This is a genomic window from Eubacteriaceae bacterium ES3 (assembly GCA_030586155.1).
Lineage (GTDB): Bacteria > Bacillota > Clostridia > Eubacteriales > Eubacteriaceae > Acetobacterium.
The window spans coordinates 1137356-1150443 of sequence record CP130741.1 but is presented as its reverse complement, the minus strand read 5'-3'; the positions used below and the strand labels follow the sequence as shown (position 1 = coordinate 1150443).

General features: G+C 38.5%; 11 protein-coding genes and 1 riboswitch. Of the genes, 5 read left to right on the top strand and 6 right to left on the bottom strand.

The window, feature by feature from the left end:
* Window positions 1-9 precede the first annotated feature (9 nt).
* Window positions 10-744 carry a GH25 family lysozyme gene (locus Q5O24_05215; GenBank protein ID WKY48717.1) on the bottom strand — a complete coding sequence of 245 codons (735 nt, stop codon included), beginning with the start codon at window positions 742-744 and terminating at the stop codon, window positions 10-12.
* Window positions 745-847: 103 nt separating this feature from the next.
* Between Q5O24_05215 and larE the strand changes: the two genes are divergently transcribed.
* Window positions 848-1672, top strand: coding sequence for an ATP-dependent sacrificial sulfur transferase LarE (gene larE, locus Q5O24_05210; protein WKY48716.1), 825 nt, complete (start codon window positions 848-850; stop codon window positions 1670-1672).
* Here the strand turns inward: larE and Q5O24_05205 are convergent.
* The 3 genes from Q5O24_05205 to Q5O24_05195 form a co-directional block, all read right to left on the bottom strand.
* Window positions 1669-2787, bottom strand: a complete 1119-nt coding sequence (locus Q5O24_05205; GenBank protein WKY48715.1) for a diaminopropionate ammonia-lyase — start codon at window positions 2785-2787, stop codon at window positions 1669-1671. The genes larE and Q5O24_05205 overlap by 4 nt on opposite strands.
* Window positions 2788-2920: 133 nt before the next feature.
* Window positions 2921-3709, bottom strand: coding sequence for a GIDE domain-containing protein (locus Q5O24_05200; protein ID WKY48714.1), 789 nt, complete (start codon window positions 3707-3709; stop codon window positions 2921-2923).
* 6 nt (window positions 3710-3715) lie between these two features.
* Complete coding sequence (locus Q5O24_05195; protein ID WKY48713.1) at window positions 3716-4384, bottom strand: PspA/IM30 family protein; 669 nt, start codon at window positions 4382-4384, stop codon at window positions 3716-3718.
* A gap of 227 nt (window positions 4385-4611) precedes the next feature.
* Here Q5O24_05195 and Q5O24_05190 point away from each other — a divergent pair, with 227 nt between their 5' ends.
* A complete protein-coding gene (locus tag Q5O24_05190) occupies window positions 4612-5013 on the top strand; it encodes a bacteriohemerythrin (protein WKY48712.1) in 402 nt (133 codons plus the stop codon).
* A 277-nt stretch (window positions 5014-5290) separates the two neighbouring features.
* Window positions 5291-8449 (top strand): ATP-binding protein, encoded by a 3159-nt coding sequence (locus Q5O24_05185; protein WKY48711.1) that lies wholly within the window; start codon window positions 5291-5293, stop codon window positions 8447-8449.
* A 49-nt stretch (window positions 8450-8498) separates the two neighbouring features.
* On the opposite strand, the gene Q5O24_05180 is transcribed toward Q5O24_05185, so the two are convergent.
* Together Q5O24_05180 and Q5O24_05175 are read right to left on the bottom strand one after the other, a co-directional pair.
* Window positions 8499-9431 carry an SPFH domain-containing protein gene (locus Q5O24_05180; GenBank protein ID WKY48710.1) on the bottom strand — a complete coding sequence of 311 codons (933 nt, stop codon included), beginning with the start codon at window positions 9429-9431 and terminating at the stop codon, window positions 8499-8501.
* A 1-nt stretch (window position 9432) separates the two neighbouring features.
* A complete protein-coding gene (locus Q5O24_05175) occupies window positions 9433-9876 on the bottom strand; it encodes an NfeD family protein (protein ID WKY48709.1) in 444 nt (147 codons plus the stop codon).
* Window positions 9877-10056: 180 nt separating this feature from the next.
* A riboswitch (cobalamin riboswitch) is annotated at window positions 10057-10232 on the top strand.
* Between the two features lie 294 nt (window positions 10233-10526).
* Here Q5O24_05175 and thiC point away from each other — a divergent pair.
* Window positions 10527-11810 carry a phosphomethylpyrimidine synthase ThiC gene (gene thiC / locus Q5O24_05170; GenBank protein WKY48708.1) on the top strand — a complete coding sequence of 428 codons (1284 nt, stop codon included), beginning with the start codon at window positions 10527-10529 and terminating at the stop codon, window positions 11808-11810.
* 1 nt (window position 11811) lies between these two features.
* Window positions 11812-13086: a B12 lower ligand biosynthesis ThiC-like protein BzaB gene (gene bzaB, locus Q5O24_05165; GenBank protein WKY48707.1), complete on the top strand. Its 1275-nt coding sequence runs from the start codon at window positions 11812-11814 to the stop codon at window positions 13084-13086.
* The last annotated feature ends 2 nt before the right edge of the window (window positions 13087-13088 follow it).

Genomic DNA, 13088 nt, shown 5'->3' with positions numbered 1-13088 from the left:
AGCTACTCATCAAAAAAATTCATCCGTAAAATCCTGATAAGATCCATTATAAAGGTTCATATCAATAAAAGTCTCGTCTCCTTCATAACCATCCATCATCCCTCTATGCGTAAATTGCCAAAATGTAAATTCCTCCCCATTCGGAAGCGTATCGGGCCAGCTGTTATCAAGATCGACAATCCAGAACTTATAGTCTGTATAATCTTCACCGATATACATATTAAATACCCTTTGAGATGTATATATAATAGGCTTAACTCCATAATGCTCTTCTAGCGTGCTGAGGGCTTCATCTAAGATAATTTGCACTTCTTCCTTTGTAAGTGGACTGTCATTATAATCACCATAAAGTTCAAGATCAATCACCGGCGGCAGGTTATCTTTATCCATCTCGACTGTATTAATAAAATGTTCAGCCTGAGACTGACCTGTCACATCATAATTTAAAAAAAGATAAGCCCCTACTATTAAATCCGTTTTTTGGCTTTCTTCCCAGTTTTTATCAAACTGACTATCTGTGTAATCAGCCCCTTCAGTTGCCTTCATAACTGCAAAGTCAATATTTTGCCTTGCCAGAACTTCCCAATCCACTTGACCCTGATAGGCAGACAAGTCAACCCCTTTTACCTGACCATCTGATCTGGTTTGATCTGCGAATAACCAGTATAATAAAAAAGCAGTCAATAAAATTAGTCCTGTAAGGGTAACTCCTACAATTAATGTAATCATTTGTTTTCGATTCATACAGTCCTCCACTATGAAATTTTTTGAATAATAAAGATTTTTCTGGTCGAAAACATGCTTTAAGCGTATAATAAGCGAAAGAAACTAAATTATTGAGGTAAACATGAATAACCAGACTAAACAAACAATCAATCTAAATGAAAAACTTAAAAACTTAAAAGATATCATCGCCCGCGAAAAAAAAGTCTGTATTGCCTTTTCCGGCGGAGTTGACAGCACTTTGCTTCTAAAAGTGGCTTCAGATACACCTGATGTTCAGGTTCTTCCAATTCTTGTTGATGGCGCCATGATGCCCCGTTCAGAATTTCAGGAAGCAATAAAACTCTCAAAATCAATGGGCATTGAACCTTTGGTCATTGAAACCAATATTTTCTCCATTCCACAATTTGCCAAGAATGGTGAAGACCGATGCTACCATTGCAAAAAGTTTTTATTTGAACAGATTAAACAAGCCGCAATTGATGCCGGTTACAGTGTCATCATGGACGGATCTAATCTGGATGATGACAAAGATTATCGACCAGGTATAAAAGCCCTCGGCGAATTAGGTATTTTGAGCCCTCTTAAGATGGCACAATTAACTAAAAAAGATATCCGTCATCTATCGGCTCATTATCGCCTTAAAACTGCAAAAAAACCGGCAATGGCCTGTCTTGCTACCCGAGTTCCCACTAATTCCCCAATAACCCCAAAAGCCCTATTGATGGTTGAAAATGGTGAAGAAATTTTAAAATCACTTAACCTAAAACAATATCGTTTACGTTTTATTGATGGTTTGGCTAAAATTGAATGTCTTCCCGATGATTTTGATGTTATCCTAAACCAGCGAACACTTCTAACAACTAGACTTAAAAAAATTGGTTTCCACTCTGTCGCTCTGGATTTATCAGGATACCAACAGGGTAAAATGAACAGCAATCAAAATTAGTTCAATCCCGCTAAAATATTTCGACAATTTTCTTCATCTGTAAAACCTTCAGTATTAAAAAGTAAAATTACTGATTCAGAATTTAGACCCAACTTTTCTTTCATACTATGGTATTTATTTAAACGCATCAGTATCATAAGCAGTCCCAGTCCGATAGCTCCGGATTCTCCTGATTCAATTATTGGATCATCACCTTCCGGGGCAGCCATTTTACGAATTCCTATTTTTGTAACCCAATCCGGACAGGAAAAAAATGCCCGTGCATTATTCTTAATTATCGGATATGCCAAAGGGTTAGGTTCACCACAATTCATACCAGCCATAATGGTGTTACCATCATTATCTGCAATTGAGCATTTCCCGTTTTTAACGGACTGAAAAAAACAGGCAGTTGGCATTGCTTCCATAATAGAAATAAACGGTAAATCCCCATTAACCCGTAGAGTTCCAATTACTCCACTCGCCATTGAGCCCCCTCCTGCCTGTATAAAAATATGAGATGGCCTAACTCCATCCATTTGATTATAAGCTTCTGAAACCATTGTTGAATACCCATAAGCAATATTTTGAGGAACCTGTTCATAGCCTTCAAGGCCCGTATCCTGAACTAGATAATACCCGTTTTCACGGGCATAGGCCTGAGCAAAACGTACAGTATCATCATAATTTCTATTGGTCACTTCCACGCGAGCGTTGAGGAAATTTTTAATTGCCCTAACCCGGCATTCTTTCGAATCTGCCGGCATAAAAATATGTGCTTCACACCCAATTCGCTGAGCAGCCCAGGCCACTCCTTTTCCGTGATTACCATCTGTTGCTGTGACAAACACTGGCTTTTCATCTCCCTGATGACCTGCAATAATTTTATGAATTGCAAATGACGCACCTAAGGCTTTAAATGAATTTAATCCAAAACGTTTAGATTCATCTTTGATAAAAATATTTTTTATGCCTAAATTCTCAGCTAATCCTTTTAAAGAAATAAGTGGTGTGGTTTCGTACTCAGCAAGACTTTTATGATACTTTTCAACTTCTCGAATTTTTCTTTGCGAGTATTCAGCAGTCAAACGTGAAGCCTTTATTTCATTCTCAATCATTTTTATTTCTGGATCCATCACTACACCTTCCGCTTCTAATCTTATGACATTATAGAATAGAATACTAAAAATTTCAATGCATTCAACCAGTCTAAAATTTTCAAAAAAATTGAACCCTAAGACCAGGGTTCGATTTTTATAATTCCAGGTGTTATATTATAACCATCACAATAGCACCAACAATCACTCCAACTACACCAATCACTATAGCCATGGTACGTGATTTTTTGATATCATCAAGGAGTTCATCTTCTGATTTATAGGTTACATGCGAAGATTTCTTTGATTTAACTGCCCGTCCAACATAAAGTCTATTTCCACGCTTATGAAGTTCGCCTAGAATATACATAGGTTGATCTTCTGGCAGGATCTCTTCATAAAATCGATAGCCCAGGAACCTGGAGCCACCTGTATTAGCAAAATTAAAATTTAAATTAAACTGCCGGGCCCATGTAGAATTATTGGCTTCAAATCGATCGCAACCTGACATTAGATCTACATTTCCACTAAAACTTTCCATATCAATATAGACCTTTTCATCGCTACTGCTATCAGATAAGTACACTTCAACTGGACTCTTCTCATTACTCAAAGTATGCTCAACTTTTTCTGTATAGGTTCTGGTATTGCCATCTTCATCCCGTTCTGTTCGTTTTTCCTCATTTACCGAGTAAACTGTGTTTTCATAATAAGCCACGTTTCTTTCCGAATAAGGAGCTCTAACATCACCAGAAACACTATGAAGATGACCTTTTACTTCGGCATAATGCCGATAATTTTCATCAAGCGCCGATAGATCTCCAATTATATCCAGAACATCTTTTATACAGGTGGTCTGCTGAAACTGAATTTCTTCCGCCTTTTGGGTATTTTTCCGAAAAGTAACAACAGCATAGGCAATAGCCCCCACCATAATCAATATGCCAATTATATACCCCATATCCGATTATTCCATTCCCAGTTCAGCTTTTAGTTTTGCCAGTTCATCATCAACGGCAGCATCTTTTTCGAGTGCTTCAAATTCATTTTCAAGACTATTGTTTTCGCCAGCCATTTCACTGAACGCTTCCGCTTCGGCTTCTTTAGCATTGACTTTTTCTTCCATTTTATCAAGTTTGGAAAAAGCACTAGAGCTGTCAGTACTGCTTAAAGACTGACTGACACCTTTTTGAGCATCTGCCATTTTCGAACGGGCAATCAGCATATTTTGTTTCATACGTGCTTCTTCAAGTTTTGATTTCAGTTCTCTGACCTGATCTTTTAACTGAGCTGTCTGCATACTCATTGAATCATAGGACGCCTGGAAAGTAACTATATTACTGTCAACCGATGCCTTTTGAGCTAAAGCTTTTTTAGCAAGCTCTTCGTTACCTGACTGTAGAGCCAATTTCGCCTTATTGTTCCAGTCCTGTGAAGAAGCTTTAGCAGATTCCAACTGTTTTAACGCCTGCTTCTCACTTCCCATCGCTGCACCTAAAGCCTGGGTGGCACTATTAACCTGAGCCTCCATGTCAATAATAATCTGTTTCACCATTTTTTCCGGGTCTTCAGCCTTATCAAGCATATCATTAATGTTTGCTTTTAAAAGATCCCCTAAACGTTCAAAAATTGCCATAATTATCCTCCTGATGTTTTTCACTCTGGATGGAACGCTTTTCAACAAGGACCTCAGAATAACAATTAATAACCGCTCCATACCTAAATTTAAGATTATATTATCAAATCCCCTTTCCCTTGTCTACGGATTTTTTTGCTAATTCAATTGTGTTTTTTTTAAAAACATCTTGAATTATAAATTAGAAAGGATATAATTTAATTAATAAAACTTAGGAGGAACACTACATGGCAATAAAATGGACCCCTGATTTATCCGTAGGCGTAGAAAACATTGATTCTCAGCACAAAATCTGGTTTGAAAAAGCCGACAAATTATTTGAAGCTGGAAAAACCGGTAAATCAAAAGACTATATTGTTCAGATGCTCGATTTTCTTGATGATTATACCAAACAGCATTTTAGTGATGAAGAAGCATATATGACCAAAATCAACTATCCTGAACTGGCTGCCCAAAAAACAGCTCATAAGAATTTTATCGCAGAGCTTGCTAAAATAAAAAAAGAATTTGAAACATCAGGTGGCAACATAACATTAATCATTAATGCCAATCAGATGATTGTTAATTGGCTGACTCAGCATATTTCAAATATGGATAAAAAAATTGGGGCATTTGCAAAAACACTTTAAATTATAAACTCCTATATTGGGAGAGTATTATTTAAATAACACCACTTAATAAAAGAGCCTACATGAAATTAACAGACTGCTCTGTTTTTCATGCAGGCTTTTTATGTTCTGAACTCATAGAAGAACATTATTTAGTATAATTTTCTCGCCACAACAAAGCTGTTACCTTATATTTTAACTACTTCCACTGCGCTTTTTGAGAGTTTTTAAAATACCTTGAATAACTTAATAAAAATGGGTTAAACATATAATGGGTTTAAAATATGGAGGAACAGATATGGACATTAATATTTTTCAAAATATTCTGGAAAAATCACCTTGTGGTTTTGTCAGTTTAAAAGTTAACTGCAATCGACAAAATCAGCCAATTAATTATGAATTTCTAGATACCAATCCGGCTTTTCTCGCTCACATTGGATATGAACGTTCGCAAGTCATCGGAAAAACCTTTCTGGAAATAATACCTGAACAAGACCATAAAAAATTTTCCTGGCTAAATGACCTGGCTCAGATTGCCATAAATTTTCAAAAACCCGAAACACATGATCTGGAACAGTATCTCGATTATTATAAACGCTGGTATCGGGTAAGAGCTTATACACCTAGTTCTATGCACCTAGTCATATTTTTTATTGACATTACTAATGAAAAGAAACAATCTGACGAACTCAAGCAATTTTTTGATGTCAGCAACGGTCTTCTTTGTATTTTTAATGTTGATGGCACCCTTACCAAAATGAATCGTTCCTTTGAATCAATATTGGGGTACAGTGACAAGGAGTTGCTTCTTAAAGATTTTACAAATTTTATTTTAACTGAAGATCAGTCTAAAAGCCGTCTGTTTTTAGACAGTCTTACAGAGGATAACTCCGTTAAGACACTGATCAACCGCTGTCTTAAAAAGAATGGAAACTTCGCTTATATTGAATGGCGATGCTTGAAAAAAGATAAACAGATTTACTCAGTCGCCCGCGATATTACCCACCAGATACAAAATGAAAAAGCCTTGGAGTATAGTAATGATTATCTAAAATCAATTTTCGAAGCTATTCCTGATTCGTTATTTATTGTTAACAATAAAGGATTTTTCCTAGCGGAGAATACTGACAATAACTTGATTTTTCCCGAAAACGCATTGACAGGAAAACATATCTCAGAAATTTTTAGTCCTGAATTAACCCTCAAAATAATGTCTGCTATAGATTCTGTTTATTATAAAAGGAACCTGTTTACTTTTGAATATGAGATAGCACTTGATGGTTCACTAGAGCATTTCGAATGTCGGATGTTGCCGAATAGCAATCAAAACATCCTGATCATCATCAGAAATATCACTGAACGCTTTGAATTTGAAGAACGACTCCGCTGTCAGGAAGCAGTTCTCAGCGCTGTTGCCCTATCTATCAAAGAGCTTCTGGATAACCGTAATATCGATGAAGCAATCTCCATTGGCTGCCAACTAATCGGTGAAGCAGCCAAAGTTGACCGGGTTTATTTCTGGGAAAATTACTATGATTCTGATGGAAATGGATTTACCAGCCAACGATTTGAATGGTCATCAAATGCTGTTGTCTCATTAAATGAGTCGCCGGATCTTCAGAATCTTCCCTTTACAGAATTTGAGGCTTTTATGGAGCCGCTAATTCATAATAACGCCTTCTATGGAATTGTATCAGAAATATCCGATAGGAAACTTCGAATTTTTCTCGAACAACAGGGCATACTATCCATTGTAGTTGCCCCAGTTATTGTTAATTCTGAGTTTTATGGCTTTATGGGTTTTGATGACTGTACGCATAGAAGATATTGGTCACCCTCTGAATTCTCCACGCTATTTGCTTATGTCAACTCTCTTGGTAAAGCTATTGAACGAAGACAAATCGAAGAAGAATTGAAACAGGCAAAACTGCAGGCTGAAAATGCCAATCAGATGAAAAGCAGATTTTTAGCGAATATGTCCCACGAAATTAGAACCCCAATGAATGGGATGTTAGGCTATCTGGAACTGCTGCAGATGAGCCCCTTATCACCTGAACAGCATGAATATGTTCAAGAATCGAAAGCCGCAAGTGAAATTTTATTGTATCTGCTCAACGACATACTTGATCTTTCAAAAATTGAAGGCGGACAGCTATCTCTAGAATCCATTCCTTTTATGCTAAATAAAACAGTTGAGGAATCAATTTCTACTTTCCTGCCAAAAGCACTGGCTAAAAATCTGACAATTGAGAAACATTTTTCAAAAAATCTACCAGAGCAGATTATTGGCGATCCTTCAAGACTTAGACAAATATTTAATAACCTGATCAGTAATGCCATTAAATTTACCGAATCCGGAAAAATTACCATCTCTCTAACCACTACAGCTACTACACCCAATCTTTCAAAGATCCTTTTTGAAATAAGTGATACTGGAGCTGGAATTTCAGAACTGCAACTTGAAAAGCTTTTTAAGCCCTTTGTCCAGGCTGATCCTTCAACAACGAGAAAATATGGAGGTTCCGGTCTGGGACTGGCAATTTCAAAAGAGCTGGTTCATTTAATGGGAGGCGAATTGAAAGTTATCAGTACACCAGGAAAAGGCTCAACATTTGCATTTAATCTAACTTTTAAAACTGCATCCACTTCTAATATTGAAAATGAAAGTAATTCATATAATTATTTCGACCTACCTACCGAAGAAATCCAACTCAATACAATTGAACTTAATTTATCCAGTTTTAATATTCTACTCGTTGAGGATAATTTAATGAATCAGAAGATCATCTCTAAAATGCTTTTACGTCACAATAATCACTGTGATTTGGCTACAAACGGAATTGAAGCTATCAAAGCTGTACAAAATAAGCATTATCATCTTATTTTCATGGATTGTCAAATGCCATTGATGGATGGGTACGAAGGTACTCGTGCGATAAGAGAAATAGAGACTAATCATGTTCCTATTATCGCTATGACAGCAAATGCAATGGAAGGTGACCGGCAAAAATGTTTAGATGCCGGTATGGATGATTACCTGAGTAAGCCTATCGATTATCAGAAAATGATCGCCATGTTAAAAAAATATATCACCATAAGATCAAACGACACAGAGAACGACCTTGAAAACTGTATGAATCATTTTATTGCCGATACTGGCTTATCTATTGATGATGCCAGTGAAATTTACTCAGACTATTTTCTATATTTACCTGACCTACTTGTTTTACTTAAAAATACTTTAGACCAATCAGATTTTAGTGAACTGAAAGTCCTAACGCATCAACTCAAGGGTTCCACCAGCAATCTACGGCTAAAAAATATTCTTGAAGTTTTATACCAATTGGACGAATCTTCTAAAAACCAGGATCTTGAGCGTTGTAGAATTATAGTCACGCAGCTGACCTCAAAATTAAATTACTACAGTCAGATATGGCAAAATTTAAACAGACCATAGAATCAAATGCATATATATACAAAAAAATACTGGCATAAGCCAGTATTTTTTAATTAGCTGATGAATCGTTAATCGTTTCTTTAAGTGATGCAGCAAGGCTTGCCAATCCTTGAATCTCTGAAGGAATAATAATTTTTGTAGCCTGCCCGTCTGCCATTTTTTCCAGTGATGTAAGACTTTTTAGAGCAATTACAGCCTGTTCAGGTCCAGCTGCATTTAACATTTTAACCCCTTCAGCGGTGGCATTTTGTACTTTAAGAATTGCTTCTGCTTCCCCTTCAGCTCTTCTGATTTGAGCTTCTTTATCCGCTTCCGCTTTTAGAATCGCTGCTTCTTTCTGCCCTTCCGCCTGAAGGATAACTGATTTCTTTTCCCCTTCTGCTACCAGGATGGCACTCTGACGTTCACCTTCTGCCTGAAGAATCATTTCTCGACGCTCACGCTCTGCTTTCATCTGCCGTTCCATGGCATTTTGAATCTCCTGTGGCGGCATGATATTTTTTAGTTCAACACGATTAATTTTAATCCCCCATGGGTCAGTTGCTTCATCCAAAATCACTCGCATCTGTGTATTGATCACATCTCTAGAGGTAAGGGTCGCATCCAGTTCCATATCCCCAATGATATTCCTTAATGTGGTTGCTGTTAAATTTTCAATGGCTTTCATCGGGTTATCAACACCATACATAAAAAACTTCGGATCAGTAACCTGCATATAAATAACCGTATCAATCTGCATAGTTACATTGTCTTTAGTAATTACAGGCTGTGGTGGAAAATCCGCAACACTTTCTTTTAAACTGATTCGTTTTGAGACTCTGTCAATAATTGGAATTGCGATATGAAAACCGGTTTCCCACGTCGAATGGTATGCGCCCAATCGTTCAACAACATAAGCATTTGCCTGCGGTACAATTTTTGTATTGATGACCACTAAAACTATAAAGATAATAAAAAGAAAAATTATAAAAATAAAGCCCATCTTATTCCTCCTGTTTATTCAATTCTTTCACCAGGACTTTTACACCCTGAATCTCAATAATCTCCACCTCAACATCAACAGAAATGATCTTATCACCGTCAATATTTTTTGCTGTCCAATGCTTACCGTCAACGTAAACAGCACCTTTTCCCAGAAGATTGTTTATCTCTTCGGTAACGATACCATGCTCATTGATAATACGATCTGCATTGGTTTTCGATAAGACTGGTCTGACATATTTTTTAATAAAAGGTTTAGTCAAAAATAATAAAGCCAGAGAAACTACAAAAAAGACCAGAAACTGAACAACTACGTTTGCACCAAGGTAATCGGCCAGCATTGCCGCTAAAGCTCCGACAAAAAACCAGATAGAAACCATTGCTCCAGCTGTCGCAACTTCAATGACCAGAAATATAATGGTTAGTACAATCCACATTCCATCCATCTGTTCACCTCCTTTATATTTTTTATTATACACCAACTAATGAAATTTTAAACCTTAACTACAAAATAAATTTCTAGTTAAAAATAGACTTTTTATTCTTTATTTATGTTTTATTATACTTTCTTAAATATTTCTTAATCTTGTTTGCAAGTCGAATCTTTCTGTGTATAATGAGTTCAGATAAATTGATGAGCGCATGGTGCCACTTTGTTGGAGAATAGGGAATCAGGTGAAAGACCTGAGCGAACCCATCACTGTAAGGGAAGAATCGATTGTTGATCCACTGCTTTAGCGGGAAGGGGCAATCCGGTATTGACACCCAAGCCAGGAGACCTGCCTGCAATCACAAATGAATTATGAATGAAGGTAAAGTTCATAGCAATTATGCTATGAGCTTTTTTATTTGCGCAAAAACTGAAGCCGTGTGAGAACTCTCAATCTGACTGACACCTACAGTTAAATTGACAACCGGCATTCAGAAAAGCCCGCGACGCATTATTAACTTCGTTTGTAACGCGTTCACGGCTTTCTGCTTCACCTCTGTAATATAAATACAAAAGAAGCCCAATATGCAGATTTAAAACAGGCAAAACTTTATCATTGCATTCTTTGCGAATGATTTCATGCCGCTCAATTTTAGGAGGAAAATCATGACAATTCTTGAACAAGCTCAATCCGGTCAAATCACTGAAGTGATAAAAACTGTGGCGCGAAACGAAGGGGTCACCCCTGAATGTATCCGTCAGGCTATCGCTGATGGCAATACTGTAATTTTAAACAGTCGTCAACCCATCGCCATCGGAAAAAATCTGTCGACAAAAGTATCTGCAAGTGTCGGTCTTTATGAACCAACAGACACCATTCAAGGCGAGCTGATAAAAGTCAATGCTGCTCTCAAAGCTAAAACTGATACCATTATGGATTTGAGTGTTAATGGACCTATTGATGAGATGCGGGCTTCCGTACTTAAGTCGATCAACTGTCCGGTCGGCACATTACCGCTTTATCAGGCCCTGCATGTCGCTGAAGAAAAATATGGTTCAGCACTTAAGATGACTGCTGATGACTTTTTCGAAGTCATGGAAAAGCAGGCTGCTGAAGGTGTCAGCTTTATGGCTCTACACTGCGGTACGACCATGGAAGTGATCAAACAGGCCAAAGAAGATAAACGAATTGACCCACTCGTCAGCTATGGCGGCTCACATTTAATCGGCTGGATGATTCATAACCAATGTGAAAATTTTCTGTTTACTCAGTTTGATCGGGTACTTTCAATCTGCCACCGTTATGATATCGTTCTAAGCTTTGCCGACGGAATGCGTCCGGGATGCATTGCTGACTCATTAGACCGACCTCAGATACAGGAACTGCTGATTCTGGGTAACCTGGTTAAACGTGCCAGAGAGGCCGGCGTTCAGGTTATGGTAAAAGGCCCTGGACATGTCCCACTGGACGAGATCGAAACTACGGTTAAGCTGCAGAAAAAACTGTGTCATGATGCTCCATATTTTGTTTTCGGCTGTCTGCCAACAGATTCTGCTGTTTCCATGGATCATATCAGTAGTGCTATCGGCGGTGCAATCGCATCTTTTTACGGAGCTGACTTTCTTTGCATCGTTACACCGGCTGAACATATCGGAATGCCCGATGCTGATGATGTCTTCATGGGGGTTATTGCCAGCCGCATTGCTGCTCATGCCGGTGATGTGGCTAAAGGCCATCCGGCTGCTATGGCCTGGGATCTGGAAATGTCTATTGCCCGTCGACAACTGGACTGGAATCGCCAGATCGAATTGTCAATCGATCCTGAAACTACTGAAAGAATGTGGCGAGAACGCAGCAGTAACTTCTCCTCAGAATGCAGCATGTGTGGTGATTATTGTGCCCTGAAGATTGTATCAAAATATTTACATGATGAAAGAGAGGTTATCTAATATGACTCAAATACTTAAAGCCCGTAGCGGAAAAATTACTGAAGAAATGGAAATCGTAGCCCTGTCAGAAGGGGTTAGTCCCGAATTTGTCAGATCCGGAGTTGCTGACGGTCGAATCGTTATTCCCAAAAATAAATACCGAAACCGCAGCAAAATCTGTGGTATTGGTGGCGGCCTTGATGTTAAAGTCAATGGCCTGATGGGAACTTCCAGCGACCGCAATGATATGGAAATGGAAGCAAAAAAACTTAGTATCCTGGAAGAAGAAGGCGCCCATGCTTTTATGGATTTAAGTACCGGCAATAACATTGATGCCATGCGTAAACAAAGTCTTGCAAACTCAAACATTGCTGCCGGCTGTGTGCCGGTTTATCAGGCCTGCGTAGAAGCGGCTGAAAAGCGCGGATTGATGGTAAACATGACATCTGATGATCTTTTTTCCGTGATTGAAAAGCAATGTGCCGAGGGGATTGATTTCATGGCGGTACACAGTGCTCTTAATATGGATGTACTAAAAATTCTGAAAAAGACTGGTCGAGTTACTGACGTAGTCAGTCGTGGCGGTTCTTTTCTGACCGGCTGGATGTTTCATAATCAGAAAGAAAATCCTTTGTATGAAGAATTTGACCGTCTTCTGGAAATCCTCAAAGCAACGGATACAGTTCTAAGTATTGGCGACGCCATCCGTCCCGGTTCAAACTCCGATTCACTCGATCAGGCACAATTGCGTGGACTGATGGTTGCTGGAGAACTGACTAAACGGGCACTTGAAGCAGGCGTGCAAGTTATGATTGAAGGACCAGGACATGTGCCACTAAATCATATTGCATCTACCATGCAGCTGCAAAAACGACTTTGCTATAATGTCCCCTACTATATTCTTGGTTTTCTGGCTACCGATATTGCACCAGGATTTGATAATATTACCGGTGCAATTGGCGGCGCATTTGCCGGCCTCCATGGAGCCGATTTTCTGTGTTATCTAACACCTGCTGAGCATTTAGGTCTCCCTAACGAAGAAGATGTCCGCATTGGTGTACGGTCAACCAAAATAGCCGCTGCCTCTGTTAACGTTCTGAAAAGAGGACAGAATGCCTGGAATCGGGATCTGCAAATGGCTCAGGCTAGAGTAAATCTAGACACCGAAAAGCAAGTCGAAATGGCTATTAATAAAAGTCCATTTAAGGCTGCGCTTGCACAAAAGCCCAGCCACCTCAATGCCAGCAAAATTGTTACCCCTGCTGATATTGCGGCTGAATATTTCGGAATAGCCTGAGG